Source organism: Frankia sp. CgMI4 (assembly GCF_001756285.1).
Lineage (GTDB): Bacteria > Actinomycetota > Actinomycetes > Frankiales > Frankiaceae > Frankia > Frankia casuarinae.
This window is the reverse complement of sequence record NZ_MAQZ01000003.1, coordinates 22,730-39,553: the sequence shown is the minus strand read 5'-3', so window position 1 is coordinate 39,553 and position 16,824 is coordinate 22,730. Positions and strand designations below refer to the sequence as shown.

The 16,824-nt window shown below is 68.9% G+C and carries 14 protein-coding genes; 6 read left to right on the top strand and 8 right to left on the bottom strand.

The window, feature by feature from the left end; all coding sequences use genetic code 11:
- Positions 1–7: 7 nt before the first annotated feature.
- The 4 genes from Manayef4_RS01255 to Manayef4_RS01240 all read right to left on the bottom strand — a co-directional run bounded on the left by Manayef4_RS01255 (position 8) and on the right by Manayef4_RS01240 (position 4,941).
- The gene (locus Manayef4_RS01255; RefSeq protein ID WP_070130426.1) at positions 8–1,048 is read right to left on the bottom strand and encodes an NAD(P)-dependent oxidoreductase; all 1,041 of its coding nucleotides are present in this window, start codon (positions 1,046–1,048) and stop codon (positions 8–10) included.
- 5 nt (positions 1,049–1,053) lie between these two features.
- Positions 1,054–1,827, bottom strand: a complete 774-nt coding sequence (rfbF, locus tag Manayef4_RS01250) for a glucose-1-phosphate cytidylyltransferase (RefSeq protein WP_070130359.1) — start codon at positions 1,825–1,827, stop codon at positions 1,054–1,056.
- Entirely contained in the window at positions 1,824–3,215 is a 1,392-nt protein-coding gene (locus Manayef4_RS01245; protein WP_070130358.1) for a glycosyltransferase family 4 protein, read from the bottom strand. Before Manayef4_RS01245 ends, rfbF begins: the two co-directional genes overlap by 4 nt.
- A 388-nt stretch (positions 3,216–3,603) precedes the next feature.
- Positions 3,604–4,941: an acetyl-CoA hydrolase/transferase C-terminal domain-containing protein gene (locus Manayef4_RS01240; protein WP_070130357.1), complete on the bottom strand. Its 1,338-nt coding sequence runs from the start codon at positions 4,939–4,941 to the stop codon at positions 3,604–3,606.
- A 102-nt stretch (positions 4,942–5,043) separates the two neighbouring features.
- Between Manayef4_RS01240 and Manayef4_RS01235 the strand changes: the two genes are divergently transcribed.
- The 4 genes from Manayef4_RS01235 (at position 5,044) to Manayef4_RS01220 (ending at position 10,320) form a co-directional block, all read left to right on the top strand.
- Positions 5,044–6,810 (top strand): GAF domain-containing protein, encoded by a 1,767-nt coding sequence (locus Manayef4_RS01235; protein ID WP_070130356.1) that lies wholly within the window; start codon positions 5,044–5,046, stop codon positions 6,808–6,810.
- A gap of 433 nt (positions 6,811–7,243) precedes the next feature.
- Positions 7,244–7,510: a DUF1876 domain-containing protein gene (locus Manayef4_RS01230; RefSeq protein ID WP_070130355.1), complete on the top strand. Its 267-nt coding sequence runs from the start codon at positions 7,244–7,246 to the stop codon at positions 7,508–7,510.
- A 158-nt stretch (positions 7,511–7,668) separates the two neighbouring features.
- Positions 7,669–9,306, top strand: coding sequence for an LCP family protein (locus Manayef4_RS01225; protein WP_011435997.1), 1,638 nt, complete (start codon positions 7,669–7,671; stop codon positions 9,304–9,306).
- Between the two features lie 252 nt (positions 9,307–9,558).
- Positions 9,559–10,320, top strand: coding sequence for a 3-hydroxyacyl-CoA dehydrogenase (locus Manayef4_RS01220; RefSeq protein ID WP_011435996.1), 762 nt, complete (start codon positions 9,559–9,561; stop codon positions 10,318–10,320).
- 6 nt (positions 10,321–10,326) lie between these two features.
- Here the strand turns inward: Manayef4_RS01220 and Manayef4_RS24660 are convergent, their stop codons facing one another.
- Entirely contained in the window at positions 10,327–10,479 is a 153-nt protein-coding gene (locus Manayef4_RS24660; RefSeq protein WP_023840923.1) for a hypothetical protein, read from the bottom strand.
- 70 nt (positions 10,480–10,549) lie between these two features.
- Here Manayef4_RS24660 and Manayef4_RS01215 point away from each other — a divergent pair, with 70 nt between their 5' ends.
- Positions 10,550–11,650, top strand: coding sequence for a PP2C family protein-serine/threonine phosphatase (locus Manayef4_RS01215; RefSeq protein ID WP_232234921.1), 1,101 nt, complete (start codon positions 10,550–10,552; stop codon positions 11,648–11,650).
- On the opposite strand, the gene Manayef4_RS01210 is transcribed toward Manayef4_RS01215, so the two are convergent.
- Entirely contained in the window at positions 11,644–12,201 is a 558-nt protein-coding gene (locus Manayef4_RS01210) for a MerR family transcriptional regulator (protein WP_254665402.1), read from the bottom strand. The two genes, Manayef4_RS01215 and Manayef4_RS01210, sit on opposite strands and share 7 nt — an antisense overlap.
- 64 nt (positions 12,202–12,265) lie before the next feature.
- Complete coding sequence (locus tag Manayef4_RS01205) at positions 12,266–14,098, bottom strand: MFS transporter (protein ID WP_070130353.1); 1,833 nt, start codon at positions 14,096–14,098, stop codon at positions 12,266–12,268.
- A 190-nt stretch (positions 14,099–14,288) separates the two neighbouring features.
- On the opposite strand from Manayef4_RS01205, the gene Manayef4_RS01200 reads away from it, so the two are divergent.
- On the top strand, positions 14,289–14,516 hold the full coding sequence (locus Manayef4_RS01200; RefSeq protein ID WP_011435992.1) for a hypothetical protein: 228 nt from the start codon (positions 14,289–14,291) through the stop codon (positions 14,514–14,516).
- Positions 14,517–14,564: 48 nt separating this feature from the next.
- Here the strand turns inward: Manayef4_RS01200 and Manayef4_RS01195 are convergent, their stop codons facing one another.
- On the bottom strand, positions 14,565–16,784 hold the full coding sequence (locus Manayef4_RS01195) for an ATP-dependent RecD-like DNA helicase (RefSeq protein WP_011435991.1): 2,220 nt from the start codon (positions 16,782–16,784) through the stop codon (positions 14,565–14,567).
- Positions 16,785–16,824 lie beyond the last annotated feature (40 nt).

Below are 16,824 nucleotides of genomic sequence, written 5' to 3'. Positions count from 1 at the left end.
AGCACGCTCATGGCACCCGCATCGGTGCGGCCGACCGCAGGGTGACGTCGAGCAGACCGTCCGCCATGAGTTGCTGGATGCGCTGGATCCGCTGGAAGCGGGAGCCGATCAGCTCCTCCTTGGTCAGCCCGGCGGCGACGTAGGCCAGGTAGAGCTCCTCGACCCCCTTGCGGACGGTCCACACCGGCCGGAATCCCGGTATCTCCTCGGCGATACGGTCGCAGTCCACCCGGTAGTTCCGCTTGTCCGGCCCGGCCGTGTCYGCGAAGACCACCCGGCCGCCCGGCACGACCTCCTCGACGATCGCGGCCACGTCGCRTATCCGATAGTTCTCCGCCGACCGGCCGACATTGTAGGCCTTGAGGTGGATCTTCTCGCGGGGCGCCTCGCACACGGCGAGCATCGCCCGGGCGATGTCCTCGATGTGTACCAGCGGCCGCCACGGCGTCCCGTCGCTCTTGAGGTAAACCTCGCCGGTCGTCACCGCGTAGCCGGTGAGATTGTTCACCACAAGATCACCACGCAGTCGGGGTGAGACGCCGTACGCCGTGGCGTTACGCAGGAAGACCGGGCTGAAATCGTCATCGGCAAGCTCGGCGAGCTCTCGTTCGGCGATCACTTTTGACTCGCCGTAGGGAGTCACCGGATGAAACTCGGCCGACTCGTCGATGGGCGCGTCTCCGTGCGCACCATAGAGGCTGCACGAGGACGAGAAGACGAAACGCGGTACGCCCGCGGCCTTGGCGGCACGCCCAACCAGCAACGTCCCCCGGGCGTTGATGTCATAGGTCACGGCTGGGTTCAGATCACCCAGCGGATCATTGGATATGCCCGCCAGATGGACCACCGCGTCGTAACCCTCCAGCTGGGACGGCCGGACGTYCCGAATATCAAGTTTCAACGCCGGCACGAAGTCCGGATCGGGTCCGAGGGTACACCCGGAGAACAGTCCGCTGTCCAGACCCACCACATCGTGTCCGGCAGCCCGGAAGAGCGGGATGAGACGGGTTCCTATATATCCGTCGTGTCCGGTGACCAGAATACGCATCGAGCTCAGTCCCATACCTTCCAGGGCGCACAGCCACCATCCCWCAGTGACTGCAGGAGTTTGCGGTCGCGTACCGTGTCCATGCACTGCCAGAAGCCGCCATGCCGATACGCCATGAGCTGACCGTCCTTGGCGAGCCTCTCAAGGGGCTCCTTCTCGAACTGGGTGTCGTCGCCGGCAATGTAGTCGAAGACCTGCGGTTCCAGGACGAAGAAGGCACCGTTGATCCAGCCCTCACCGGCCTGTGGTTTCTCCGAGAACTCCACAATCTGGTCCCCGGCCAGCTCGAGGTGACCGAACCGGGCGGGTGGCCGCACGGCGGTCAGCGTGGCGATCCTGCCATGCGAGCGGTGGAAGTCGCGCAACGCGTTGAGATCGATGTCCGCTACGCCGTCCCCCCAGGTCAACATGAACGTCCCCGCGTCACCGAGCCAGGGCGCGAGTCGCCTGATACGACCGCCGGTGGCGGTATTCTGACCGGTGTCGACCAGATTTACCCGCCAATCCTCCGAGGTACCCCCGTGCCGCTCCACAGCGCTCTGCCGAAGCGACACCGTGAGATCGCTGGTCAGCGCCGCGTAGTCCACCAGCCAGCGTTTGATATATTCGCCTTTATACCCCAGGGCGATCGTAAAATCGGTGAACTGGAAGTGAGCGTAGTACTTCATGATGTGCCAGATGATCGGCCGGTTGCCGATCTCGATCATCGGTTTGGGTTTGATGACCGTCTCCTCCGCCAACCGGCTGCCCAGACCGCCGGCAAGAATACCGACCTTCATCGTTCCGCTCGTTCCCGGGAGCCGGTCGCGTGAACCGGCGCTGCCGAGCCRCTCACGCGGGTCAAGCCGCCCTGACGAGGGACCGGGATACTGGGGTGGCCGGCCTGGCGACCACGTAGCCGGTCGTGGACCCCGACGTAGCGGGGCTCCGAATACCGCCAGGACAGTTCGTTCACAATGCGCTCCCGACCCCGGGCGCCAAGGGTCCGGCGTCGGTCCGGGTCCGTCAGCAGTTCGGCGAGGGTCCGGGCGAAGTCCGCCACCGTGTCGGAGGGTACATAGACGGCGGCGTCCTCGGCGCTCACCCGGGTCTCGGTCAGGTCATAGGCCACCACCGGCAGCGCATAGGCCATGTATTCGAGCGTCTTGGACATGGTGGACACCTCGTTCAGCGGGCTCCGCGGGTCCGGCGACAATCCGACCGTGGCGGTGGACAGGTAGTCCCGGATCATCTGGTCGTCRGCCCGCCCGGTGAACTCGACCCAGTCGTCGAGACCGAGCCGGCTCGACTGTTTCCGCAGATCGTCCAGACAGTCACCAAATCCCAGCAGGGCGAAGGCGCAGTCGGTGCGCCCGAGAACGTGGACATAGTGATGTATGGCATCGAGGAGTCGGTCGACACCGTCCTGCGGGCCCATTATTCCCAGATAACAGGCAAGGTGCTGCCGGCCGCGCCGCAATTCGGGCCGCTCCGCGGCGGGCTTCATCAGTTCGGGGTCCGGTCCGTTTCGGACGACGGTCACCCGTTCCGACGGCAGCCGCCCCCTGGTCAGGGCCAGCCGCCGGTAAGATTCGTTGGTCACGATCACGTGGTCAGCGACCCGCTGATTCATCCGTTCAAGCAGCAGYAACGCGCGGAGCAACAGCCCCCCGTCCTTACCGAACCGTGAGCGATAGAGTTCCGGACAGAGATCATGATGGTCGAAGACGAACTTCTTGCCGAATGGCTTGTAGAACAGCGCGAGCGCCCAGTACGTGTCCGGCGGGTTACATGCCTGGATCACGTCGAATCCGTGCCGGCGGGCCACGGCGACGGACAGGACAGCGGTTCGCACCCAGCAGTAGCCGAACTCGAAGACGTAACTGAGCACACCCTGGGTCCGGGGTGCGCCACGATACGTCCAGATGCTGACACCGTCAACGATCTGGTGACGCCRCTGCCCCGGGCCCCGTGGGCATATTACGGCAACCTGGTAGCCCTGGTTGCGAAGCGCCTGGYATTCCTGCCACGTCCGATGGTCGATCAGAATCGGCAGGTTCTGAACTACGATCAGAACCCGTCCTGCGTCGCCGATGTCGGGAGATTCGGTCGAGTCGGTGTCAGGCGCMGACGTGAGAGTATTCGCGCCCGTAGCCAACGAGATAGTCCCGTCGCGTGTCTGTCCCACATTTTTCTCCCGAAGATGAACGACCCCGTTGCCCGCGGACGGTGGACCTATCCTTTCCTTTCCGTCATGGCGAGGCTAGCGGTCGGCCTGGGCGTCACCGGCGATTGAAAAACTTGCGTGTCGCGTCTTGGGACCGGGCTCGGCCGATTCTCGACGCAGGAACGACAGAACTGACCGTTGGGGGCGGCTTATTCCAGCCATGCTGTTTGACGGCGGCAGCCATGGCCGCCATGGATGCCGTGTTCGCGTCTTTAACGCCCGGGRCACTCTCGCGCTTTTTGACGCAAAGCCGCTCCTGGCGGCGGACCACCCGGTGACTTGTCGTGCGTTCCTCGGCTTTCTGGTCAGCTTACCGAATCAGACGATCATCGGATCAGACGGTCCCGGATCAGACGGTTGACGATGCGCGGCCGGCGAGCAGTCCCAGCGACCCGGCCGCCTCCGTCAGGCCGGCTCGGGCGTCGGGGTGGGCGACGTGGTCGATGAGTCGGGCGGTCTGTTCGTGCTGGCCGCGCCCCCACACGGCCGCGGTCCCGTTCTCGGACACGACGTAGCTGTGCTGGAAACTGGTGACCGGGCTGGTGAGCCGCGGCAGCACACAGGAATCCCCCGACCGGGCATGCCGGCTCGGCAGGGCGATGATCGCCTTGCCGTCGGCCGCGTGCAGCGCGCCGACGACGAAGTCGGACTGCCCACCGAAGCCGGAGTAGATGCGGTTGCGGATCCAGGACGCGTTCGCCTGCGCATACAGATCCACCTGCAGCGCGGTGTTGATCGAGGTCATCCGCGGCTGCCGGGCGATGACCCCCGGGTCGTTCACGATTTCGGTGCGCACCAGCAGCAGCCGCGGATTGCGGTGCGCCCACGAGTAGAGCTCGGCCGACCCGAACAGGAACGAGGTCCGCAGCGGTGTCCCGGCGGCCAGCGCGCCGGAGGCTTCGAGCGCGAGCATGCCATCGGAGAAGGTCTCGGTCCACACGCGCAGATCCCGCCGGTCGACGAGGGCCGACAGCGTGGCGTTCGGGACACCGCCGATGCCGAGCTGCAGGGTCGCCCCGTCCTCGACGAGCGCGGCGACCCGCTCGCCGATCTGCCCGCGGACGTCGTCGACGGGCGTGACCGCGGGGCTGGCGAGCGGCTGCTCCACCTCCACGGCGAGGTCGACGTCATCGATGCTCAGTTCACCGTCGCCGAAGGTGTAGGGCATCGCCGGGTTGAGCTGGGCGACCACCAGTCCCCCGTGCGMGCGGGCCGCCTCGACCGCGGCCGGCAGGATGTTGACTTCGGTGYCGAGCGAGACCTTCCCCCCGTCGGGCACGCTGGCGTGCAACACGACGACGTCGGGCCGGTGGGTGGTCGCGAGCAGGCGAGGCACGAGGCTGAGCCGGTTGGGCAGGTAGTCGAGGCCGGGCACGTTGCGCATCGCCGGGCCGACGAACGCGGTCTCCGGCGTCACGCCGCCGCGTTCCGGCACGCCACCCTGAGCGTTGATCATAAAGAGGCGGTATTCACTCACCACCGCGTCGATCACACGCAACGCGACGAGCGGGGTGGCGAAGTTCCCCGCCGCCACGACCCGCGGCGTGGCCGACCGCCATCGGCCAGGACCGGCTACCCCCGTACCGGCTCCGGCTCCACGAGGACCGGCTCCACCGCCCACACCGGAACCCGCGGCGAGATGGGTCTCGATGCGGCGACCGAACTCCGCCTCGCTGACGATATCCATACCCGCATGGTGGCGTACCGGTGCGCGGCCAGCGAAGAATGGTCATCGCCTCATCCCGCGGATCATGCCGGCCCAGGCCCGGTCGGTTATCGTCTTGAGAACATGGAGTCCGAACGGGACCTCGCCTCCGCGGACGAAGGGACCTCCGATCTGGCCGGCACCGCGCCGTCTCCGGGACCGCCGGGAGAGCTGATCTTTCCCGCGGTCGCTCGGCTCGAGCTCGACGAGCTTCTCGCCCAGCTGGTGGACCGGGCCCAGGACGTTCTGGCCACTCAAAGCCGGCTGCACGGCCTGCTGCGGRCCAACCGGATGGTCACCGCCGACCTCAGTCTCGACGTGGTGCTACGGCGCATCGTCGAGTCCGCGTGCGAGCTGGTTGACGCCCGCTACGGCGCGCTCGGGGTAATCTCCCGCGACGGTCGGCTCGAACAGTTCGTGCACGTCGGGATGGACCCGGGACTCGTCGAGACGATAGGGCGGCTGCCCCGGGGAGACGGCGTGCTGGGCCTGCTCATCGCGGAACCGCGGCCGGTGCGCCTCGACGACATCGCCGACCACCTCCAGGCGGTCGGTTTCCCCCCGGGCCATCCACCGATGCGGGCCTTCCTCGGGGTGCCGATCCGGGTCCGCAACGAGGTCTTCGGCAATCTCTACCTCACTGAGAAACGCGGCGGTCGGGTGTTCACCGCGGAGGACGAGGAGCTGGCGCTCGCGCTGGCCGCGAACGCCGGTGTGGCGATCGACAACGCCCGGCTGTTCGGGGAGGCCCAGCATCGCCAGCAGTGGTCGCAGGCATCCGCCGACATCACCCGGCATCTGCTCGCAGACGGCGACGACCCGCTGGAGCTGATCGTCCAGCGGGCCCGCGACGTCGCCCGCGCGGACACGACGGCGCTGGCCCTCGGGTCGGAGACGGCGACCGAGCTGTCCTTCGACGTCGCCGCCGGGCAGGACGCGGACCTGCTGCGGGGCCGACGGGTACCGATAGAGAGCTCGCTGGCCGGCCGCGCGGTATGCGACCATGCGCCGCTGGTCGTCGCCGACGTCCGTGAACTGGCCGAATCCGAGGTCCACGACCTCGACATCGGGCCAACGATGATCGTTCCGCTGATCACGTCACATGTCACGTCCGGGGCGCTGATCCTCGCCCGGCGCCGGGGCGGTGACCTGTTCACAGACGCGGACCTGGAGCTGGCGGCCGCGTTCGCCGCGCACGTCGCGCTCGCGCTGGAACTCGCCCGCTCCCGGGCCGCACGCGGCCGGCTGTCCCTGCTGGAGGACCGCGACCGGATCGCCCGCGACCTGCACGACCACGTGATGCAACGCCTGTTCGCGGTGGCGATGGGCCTGCAGGGCCTCGCGGCCAGCGAGGAGCGGCCCACCCGGGCGGAACGGATGAACACCTACGTGGAGGATCTCGACGAGACGGTACGGGAGATCCRCCACACCATCTTCGAGCTGCGGGGCCGGGCGGCACCGGCGACGGGCAGCGGCCTGCGGGCGCAGATCCTGGGCGTCATCGACGACATGACCGGCGCGTTCGGCTTCACCCCGCGGGTCCGGCTGGACGGACCGGTGGACACGATGATCGGCTCTACCGTCGGCGACCATCTGATCGCGGTCGTGCGCGAGGCGCTGTCCAACGCCGCCCGGCATGCCAAGGCGAGCAGTGTCGAGGTGACCGTGACCGCCGCGAGCGGCGCCGTCACCGTCGACGTGGTGGACGACGGGGTCGGCATCGGCCCTACCACCCGCCGCAGCGGGCTGGCGAACATGCGGGCCCGGGCGCGGGATCTCGGCGGGACCTTCGAACTCGGCCCGGGCCCCGACGGCGGCACCCAGCTGCGCTGGTCGGTGCCGACTAGCTGACCCGTCCGCGGATCCCGCCGGCCGACGGATCCGCGACCAGCTGGCCGCCCAGATACGTCCGCACCCGCCCGCGGCCCTGTTCGAGCCGAATCCGCCCTCGTGCCTCGGCCGTCATCCACTCGCCTCCCGTTCTCGCGTTCGGACCAGTCCCTCCCAGGGACCGGTTCCTCCTGGACCAACCGGCGCGGCGCCCCACGCCTTCCCGTTGCCGGGACGGTGAATCCCGGCAATACCGGAAGGCGGAGGATGCCCAACATTAAGCGCGCCGATGAACGGGCCATACGCCACCTGTGGGTGCCCGGCCCGGCCGGTGCCCGGGCCGGGCACCGTGTCACCCCCCCCCGTGTCACCCCCCCGTGTCACCGGGGACCACGCGGGCACGTGACAACCAGGAAGAACTCATCCGAGGAGAACTCGTCGGACGGAGGCCGAGATGACCACCACAAGAACCTGGACCGTGCAGATCTCCCTGACGGAGCAGCACGGCCGTACCCAGGCGGATGCGGCCCTGCACGGCAGCGCCCGCGACGATCTACATGGGACGGGGCAGGCCCRGCTGCACCCCGGGGAGTCCGACGTTCCCGAGATCGGGGACGAGGTGGCCGCCGCGCGCGCGTTGTCGGAGCTGGCACACCGCCTGTTCGACGCGGCCGCCGAAAACATCCAGGCGGCGATGGCGGGACCCGACCGGACTATGTGATCGTCGTCCGCCGCCGGTGAAGCCGGTGAAGCCGCCGCCGCTCACCCGGATATGGCCAAACTCGGCTGAACCCCTCATCAGGGAGCATGAAACCATTCGTGTTACTTTCCGTGCCATGCCGGACCCTGCTCGCCGGACCGCTCGAGGAGAGGCGGGAAGTGACCGCACCGCACCCGCAGAACGACGCCGCCGACCACGCGCGGGTGCTTCCACCCCGGCTCGACCCGCGGGGATCGGGGTCCGGCCGGTCGGGATCCGGGTCGGCACGCGGCGGACGGTCGGCTAGGCGTCGCGGGTTGCGGGTCTTCCTGGCCTGCGTGTCCTGCCTCGTGTTCGTGGCCACGGTGGGGGGCTGGGCCGCGTACTTCTATGTCGACGGCAAGGTCAACCGGGTCGACCTCGGCCTCGGTTCGGGCGGCGACTCCGGCGGGGTGGGGACCGCGAACTACCTGCTGGTCGGGACCGACAGCCGCGCCGGTACCAACGGTAAGTACGGAGACGCGCCGGGCCAGCGCTCCGACACGACGATCCTCGCGCACCTGACGAAGGATGGGACCACCACCATGGTCTCCTTCCCCCGCGACATGTATGTGCTGATCCCCGAGTACACCGACGGGGCCGGCAAACGYCACAAGGCCTGGCACGACAAGTTCAACGCCGCGATCTCCGTAGGCGGCCCGTCGCTGTTGGTGCAGACGGTGCAGAGCCTGACCGGCCTGCAGGTCGACCACTACATCTCGATGGACCTGGAGGGTTTCAAGGAGATCACCGATGCCATCGGCGGTGTCCAGGTCTGCATCAAGCCGTCGGACGCGAAACCGAGCCGCTACCAGGACGACCGCGGGCGGTGGCGGATGAGCACGAACACCAACGACCCGATGAGCGGATTCGTCGGTGGGCCCGGGACGATCCAGCTCGGCGGCGACCAGGCCCTGGCCTTCGTTCGCCAACGCCACGGCCTGCCGGACGGCGACTTCGACCGCATCCGCCGGCAGCAGCAGTTCATCGGCTCGATGTTCCACAAGATCATGGCAGACGACACCCTGACGAACCCGATCAAGGCCCAGAAGCTGGTATCGGCGGCAGCGAGCGCGCTCACCCTCGACAACCACACCAGCATCGCCGACCTGCGCAGCCTCGGCACCCGAGTCCGCGGGCTGGCCACCGGGGGCCTCCAGATGCAGACCGTGCCCGTCCACGCGCCGACCCGTGCCGAGGGGGCGATCGACGACAACGGCAACATCCGCCTGCACGGAGTCCCGGCCTCCGTGCAGCTCTACCGGCCGGACGACCTGCAGCGCATCGTCGCGCCGATGGGTGGCAAGGCCGAGGGCGCGAGTTCTACCACCGACGCCGGGAGCGGGGGGACCGGTCCGGCGCTCGCTCCCGGCGCCGCCGCCGCGCCCTCCCAGGTCCGGGTCGCCGTCTACAACGGCTCGTCGCGGGCCGGACTCGCCTCCAAGGTCACCGAGCAGCTGACTGCCAAGGGCTTCCACGCCCGCAACGCCGGCAACGCCTCGGTCCTCACCCACGAGACCTCCCGGGTGCTCTACGCCCCCGGGCAGGAGGCCGAGGCGAACACCGTCGCCGCGGCGGTGCCCGGCTCGGTCCTGCTCGCCGATGCGAGCATCACCGGTGTCCAGCTCGTCCTGGGCTCCGGCTTCACCGCGGTGGTGACGCCGAGTGTGACGGCCGGTGGGACCGCGCCTGCGCCCGCACCGGCGGCGGCCGGACCCGCCGCCGGACCGGCGCCGCCGGGAGCGCCCTCGCCGGGCCCGCCCACCTGCACCTACTGATCCTCCTGGTCCCACCGGCCCGGTCCCAATCCGCGCCAACCGGTGGGCAGCGCGGAGCTGGCGGCCCACGGGAGCGCTGTCCGCCCGCGCGGCTTGCACTACTCTTCCGGGGTGTGCACGTCTTCCGGGGTGTGCACGGATGGCCGCCTCCCCTGGTCGCCGGTCGGGGGACGGCCGGCTCGTTCCCCCAGCTCCACCCCGCACAGCCAAGGCCGCGCCTCCGGCCGATGTCCCTCCCGGAGAGGAACTCACGTGCAGATCACGGATTCAGTCGCCGTGGTGACCGGCGGGGCTTCCGGCCTCGGCCTTGCCACCGCCACCCGGCTCATCGACGCTGGTGCCAGCGTGGTCCTCCTCGACCTCCCGTCCTCGAACGGCGCGGCGGTCGCGGAGAAGTTCGGCAGTTCGGTGCGATTCAGCCCCGGCGACGTCACCTCCGAGCAGGACGTGACGGCAGCCCTGGACGTGGCTGCCGAGCTGGGCCCGCTGCGCATCGCCGTCAACTGCGCCGGCATCAGCAACGCCGCCAAGACGCTGAGCAAGGAAGGGCCGTTCCCACTGGCCATCTTCGAGCGGGTCGTCAAGGTCAACCTGATCGGCTCGTTCAACGTCATCCGACTCGCGGCCGAGCGGATCAGCAGGACCGAGGAGATCGACGGCGAGCGTGGCGTCATCATCAACACCGCGTCCGTGGCGGCGTTCGAGGGCCAGATCGGGCAGGCCGCCTACTCGGCGTCCAAGGGCGGCATCGTCGGCATGACGCTGCCGATCGCCCGCGACCTCGCCAGTCTGAAGATCCGCGTGGTGACCATCGCCCCCGGCCTGTTCGACACCCCGCTGCTCGCCTCGCTGCCGGAGCCGGCTCGCGTCTCTCTCGGCCAGCAGGTCCCGCACCCCTCGCGCCTGGGCTCCCCCGACGAGTACGGCCTGCTCGCGACCCAGATCATCGCGAACCCCATGCTCAACGGCGAGACCATCCGCCTCGACGGTGCCATCCGGATGGCACCCCGCTGAACGGGTTCACAGCGCCGCGAGCTGCTCGGCGAGGCGCGCGATCGAGGTCTCGGCGGGCCGGGCCCGCCGCCGGGTCAGCGCGTCCATGCTGGCTGGTGAGGCCCCCTGGAAGCAGGCTCCGGCGGGTTCGGTCCGGACCGCTCGCGGGTAGACAGACACCCATGCGGCCTGGCCAAGGCGAGATCCCCGGGCGGATCTCCCGGGGTGCTGAGGGTGCTGCGGTACTGAGGTGCTGAGGGTGCTGCGCTGGTTCGCCCCGATCGCCCCGATCACCCCGATGCTCATACTCGCCCTGGTGGTCGGACTGCAACTGAGCAACCAGAAATGGAACGTGATCGGACTCGCGATTCTGAGCCCCATGCTCGCGGCCACGTTCGCCGGACCCCGGCTGACCGCAGGCTACGGGGTGGCGGCGGTCCTGGCGGGCATCCTGCTGGGTCTGCACGATGACCTGTTCGGCCGGAGCGGCGGTGGCCCGACGGCCCAGGTGGTCCGGCTGGTCGGGGTCACGGCCGGCGGAGTGATGGCCGTCCTGGTCAGCCGATACAACATCCGACGCGAGACGAAGCTGCAGAACGTCACTCGGGTGGCCGAGGTGGCGCAGCAGACGATCCTCAGTCCCGTCCCGTCGTCGTCCGGCGGGCTGCGGTTCGCCGTCCGCTACGAGAGTGCCACCGTGGAGGCCATGATCGGTGGGGATCTGTACGAGGTCGTCGACAGCCCGTGGGGAACCCGCCTGCTCATTGGTGACGTACGGGGCAAGGGGCTCGACGCCGTGCGGATCGCGAGCCGGGTGCTCAGCTGCTTCCGGCTGATGAGTCGACGCACGGGCGGCCTGCGCGATCTGCTGGCGAACCTCGACGCGGAGGTCGCCGATGCCAGCTGCCTGGACGACTTCGTCACCGCGGTCGTCGGGCAGGTCGACGGCAGCCGTCTGACGCTGGCGAACGCGGGACATCCCGATCCCGTTCTCGTTCGTGCCGGGCAGGCGGATCTGCTCACTGTCTCGTCCAGGCTGCCACCGCTCGGGCTGATCACGGACGGGAGCAACGTGACGGACACCGTGCTGCGGGCGGGGGATCGCCTGCTGTTCTATACCGACGGCATCACCGAGGCACGCGCCCCCACGACCGGCGCCTTCTTCCCCCTGCTGCCCGCGGCCGAGGCCGCGTTCGCCCACACGTCACTCGACGAGGCGCTGACCGATCTCGCCGACCGGGTCCGGGACTGGACGCGATCGACGCTGAACGACGATGTGGCGCTCCTGGCGGTCGAGGTTCCCGGACCGACCCGGCACGCCGGCCCAACCCGACGATCGGATGATCACTGAGAGCTGTCGGCGACCCCCTTGGCCAGCCGGTCCGCCCGCTCGATCCGTTCGTCGATCTCGTCACGGAAGGCCACCAGCCGGCTGATTTTCTCGTCAATCTCGACGCGGAGCCTCCGGTAGGCCGACGTGCCCTCGGTCAGCAGCCGGATGCGGTCCGCGTCGTCGGACGCCGCGTGGTACTCCTGCCGGACCTGGGCGAGACGATCCTCGTAGGCGAGGATCGTGCGGATCTCGTCCAGGTTGAAGCCGAGCAGCGTCTGCAGCTCGCGGATGCGCCGCACCCGGGCGAGGTCGGAATCCGCGTACAGCCGGTTCCCGCCCAGGGTGCGCCCGGACGGGGTGAGCAGCCCCACCTCCTGGTAATACCGCAGGGCCCRCACCGAGACGCCCAGTTCCTGCGCGGCCTGACCGATCCCGCGCAGGTCACGAGCCGCATCCTTGACCGCGCTCTTGGCCGCGCTCTTGACCGGGCTCTTGGCCGCGTCGCCGTCCCGCACCAGGCAATTGTTCCGCACGGCGCCATCGGCCCGCACGGCGCCATCGGCCCGCACGGCGCCATCGGCGGCTCTGATCATCGACGTCAGGGCCTTTCTCACGCTCGGCCTAGCCCGCGGCCTATCGCTCGGCGGCCAGGGGGCTGCTCGAAAGAGCGCTCCCGGCACCGTCCTCCATCGCCGCGATGTCGCCCGCGCCGGCCAGCCCCTCGGCCGTCTCTTCGAGCAGCGGACGGCGCACGTGCGGCCGCTGCTTCCCGCGCAGCCAGGAGAAGCCCGCGGCGACCAGGCAGGCGACGGCGGCGAAGGCGAAGGCGAGGCGCAGACCGTCACCGAACGGCCCGGAGATGAGGTTCGGGAAGAAGGTGTGCCCGGTGAGGAAGTCGGCCTTCGCCGGGTCGAGCTGCGACAGGGTGTCCGGGCCGAGCAGTCGCTCGGTGGGGTTGTACCCGAGGAACGCGGCGAACAGGCTGCCGATCGGCGGCAGGTTCGCCAGCTCGTGCGCCTTCGCCGGGGAGACGCCCTGCCCGACAAGCCCGGAGTACATGGCGTCCGGAAGGCTGGCGGCCAGCCCGAGCGCGATGATGGTGAAGAAAACACCGATGGACAGCACGCTGGCCGAGTTCTGGAACGTGTTGAGCATGYCGGCACCGGCACCGCGCTGGTTGGGCGGCAGGGTGTTCATCACGCTGCTGGTGTTCGGCCCCGCGAACAGGCCCATGGACAGGCCCATCAGCAACAGGATCAGCRCGAACCACGGATAGTCGAAGTCGATGGGAATGGCGTCGAACAGCAGGAACGCCACCGCCGTGATCACCAGTCCCAGGGTGGCGAACGGACGCGCACCGTAGCGGTCCGCGAACCGGCCGGCCAGCGGCCCCGCCACCAGGAATCCGACGGTCACCGGAATCAGGTAGATGCCGGCCCACAGCGGGGTCTTCTCGAAGCTGTAGCCATGCAGCGGCAACCAGATCCCCTGCAACCAGATAATCAACATGAACTGCAGACCACCACGGGCGAGCGCGCCGAGCAGAGCCGCGATGCTGCCCATGGTGAAGGTCCGGCTCCGGAACAGGTCCAGGCGGAACATCGGGTCGGCGGAGCGCAGCTCGATGACGACGAAGCCGATCAGCACCGCGAGACCACCGAACAGGCAGCTCAGCACGAACGGCTTGGTCCAGCCCATCGTGTGACCGCCATAGGGCTGCAGCCCGTAGACGATGCCGGTCAGGATCGCGATGAGGCCGACCGCGAACGTGATGTTGCCGGCCCAGTCGATCCGGGCCTGGGTGCGCGCCCCGTTGTCGCGCAGCTTCAGGTAGGCCCAGACCGTCCCGAAGATGCCGAACGGCACCGAGACAAGAAAGACCAGATGCCATTCGACCGGCGCCAGCAGACCGCCGATCAACAGCCCCAGAAATGATCCGACGATCGCCGCGACGCCRTTGACCCCCAGGGCGAGCCCGCGTTCGTCCTCCGGGAAGGCGTCAGTGATGATCGCGCTGGAGTTGGCGAAGAGGAAGGCACCGCCCACGCCCTGCAGCACCCGCATGATGATGATCCACCAGGCGGCTGCCGTGCCATGCATCCAGGTGACGGCGAGCAGGATCGAGAACAGMGTGAAGATCGCGAAGCCGAGGTTGTACATCCGCACCCGGCCGAACATGTCGCCGACCCGCCCCAGACTCACCACGAGCACCGAGGTGACCAGCAGGAATCCCATCAGGATCCAGAGGAAGTACGAGGTGTTCTCCGGTGCGAGCGGGTCTATCTCGATTCCCCGGAAGATATCCGGAAGGGCGATGAGAAGAATCGAACTGTTGATCGTCACCATCAGGATGCCAATGGTCGCGTTCGACAGCGCGATCCACTTGTAGTTGTCCGGACCGGGCCGGGCCAGGACCTCGTCGGCCTCAAGCGACAGGGTGCCGGCGGCGGTGTCGGAAGTCGTCACCGCACGAAGGTAGCGCCTCTATCTAACGTCAGCGGTAGATGTGACATGGTTCATAGCGGCCGGAGGCCGATATACGCCGTTGTGGGCGTCGGCTTCGCGACCGGGGATTGCCAGCCGGCCGACCGGGCGCCCCCGTCCCCGGACCAGGTAAGGGTCCGGGGCACGAACGCCGACGAATGAGGAGACGACGATGCTGCTCGCCGAGGAACTTCTCCTGCTCGCGCTCGCGGGCCCGGCCCGTCTACTCGAGGTGGTGGCACCCGAGCGCGCGTCCCGCGGGCACGCGAAGGAGCGGATCCGGACGGCGACCGACCTGACGCCGGTCGCCCCGATCGTCAAGAAGGTCATCGCGGAAGCGGAGGCAGTGGTCATAGCCGCGGCAACCAGCGTGAGCCTGGGCGTGGCGGCGTCGAGCTGACCGTGTCGCCGTTACCGTTACGAGCCGATGGTAGGTGGTGTTCACCAGTCACCCGCTACGCAGCCGGTGGTCGAGCGCGGTGTGCCGCTGGCCGTGACCGGCGGCCCGCACCGCCTGGCCGATCGCCCGGCGGGATCCCACCAGCACGACCAGCTTCTTCGCCCGGGTGACGGCCGTGTAGAGCAGATTGCGTTGCAGCATCATCCAGGCGCTGGTGGTGAGCGGGATGACGACCGCGGGGTACTCACTGCCCTGGGAGCGGTGGATCGTCACCGCGTAGGCGTGGGTCAGCTCGTCGAGCTCCCCGAAGTCGTAGTCGATGTCCTCGTCCTCGTCGGTCCGGATGGTGAGCGTCTGGTTCTCCACATCCAGCGCGGTGACCACGCCGAGAGTGCCGTTGAAGACCCCGCTCGCGCCCTTGTCGTAGTTGTTGCGCACCTGCGTAACCTTGTCGCCGACCCGGAACGTCCGGCTGCCAAAGCGCCGCTCGGCCACGTTCGGGCGGGACGGCGTCAGGGCCTCCTGCAGCAGGGTGTTCAGCGCGCCGGCCCCCGCCGGGCCGCGGTGCATCGGGGTCAGTACCTGCACGTCCCGGCGCGGATCAAGCCCGAACTTCGCCGGAATCCGCCGGGCGACCACCTCCGCGGTGATTTTCGCCGCCTCCTCCGCCTCCTCGGCGGCGAACAAGAAGAAGTCGGGCAGTCCCCGGACCAGCGGATAGTCACCACGGTTGATGCGGTGCGCGTTGGTCACCACCCCGGACTCGGTCGCCGCTCGGAAGACCTGGGTGAGCCGGACATGCGGGATCGGCGTCCCCTCGGCGAGCAGGTCGCGTAGCACCTGGCCGGCACCGACCGACGGCAGCTGGTCGACGTCGCCGACCAGCAGCAGATGCGCGCCGGGCGGAACCGCCTTGGCAAGCTTGTTCGCCAGTAGCAGGTCGACCATCGACGCCTCGTCAACGACGATCAGGTCGGCGTCGAGCGGGCGGTCCCGGTCGAAGGCGGCGTCACCGCCCGGCCGCAGCTCCAGCAGCCGGTGCACCGTCGATGCCTCGTGCCCGGTCAGCTCGGTCAGCCGCTTCGCGGCCCGGCCGGTCGGCGCGGCGAGGATCACCTTCGCCTGCCGGGCCAGTGCGAGCGTCACGATGGAGCGGACGGTGAAACTCTTGCCGCAGCCCGGTCCGCCCGTCAGCACGGCGACCCTGGACGTCAGGGCAAGCTGCACCGCATCGCGCTGGGCCGGCGCGAGCTCGACCCCGGTCCGCTCCCGCAGCCAGCCCAACGCCCGGTCCCAGTCCACCGAGGCGAAGGCGGCCAACCGGTCCGCGCCGGTATTCAGCAGGCGGCGCAACTGGCCGGCAACGGATATCTCGGCCCGGTGGAACGGCACCAGGTAGATCGCGGCCGTCGGCGTCGCCGGATCCTCGCTTGGAACCTCCTCCCGGACGACCCCGTCCTCGGCRACCAGCTCCCCCAGGCACTCGATGACGTCACCGGTGTCGACCTGGAGAATCTGCACGGCGTCGCTGATGAGCCGGGGCTCGGGCAGAAAGCAGTGGCCACCGCCGTCGGTGGCCTCGGACAGCGTGAACAGCAGGCCAGCCTTGATCCGCTGCGGACTGTCATGCGGAATCCCCACCGCCTTCGCGATGGTGTCCGCGGTGCGGAACCCGATGCCCCAGACGTCCGTGGCCAGCCGGTAGGGCTCATTGCGCACCACACCGATCGACGCGTCCCCGTACTGTTTGTAGATCCGCACCGCCAGCGAGGTGGACACACCCACCCCCTGAAGAAAGACCATCACCTCCTTGATGGCCTTCTGTTCCTCCCACGCCTCGGCGATCGCCCTRGTACGCTTCGGGCCGAGCTTCGGCACCTCGATGAGTCGTTCCGGCTCCTTTTCGATGACGTCCAGCGCCGCGACCCCGAAATGCTCGACGATGCGTTCGGCCAGGCGCGGACCGATGCCCTTGATAAGGCCCGAGCCGAGATAGCGCTGYACGCCCTGGACGGTCGCCGGCAGCACGGTCGTGTAATCCTCGACCTGGAACTGGCGGCCGTACTGCGGGTGCGAACCCCATCGCCCCCGCATCCGTAGCGACTCCCCCGGCTGCGCGCCGAGCAACGCCCCGACGACGGTCACCAGGTCACCGCCGCGCCCGGTGTCAACCCGCGCGACCGTGTAGCCGGTCTCCTCGTTGGCATAGGTGATCCGTTCCAGCACCGCATCGAGGACCGCGCCGCGGAAGGGTTCGCGTCCRATCATGGTAGCCGCCGGGACGCCGGGACGATGAGAATCACCGCTT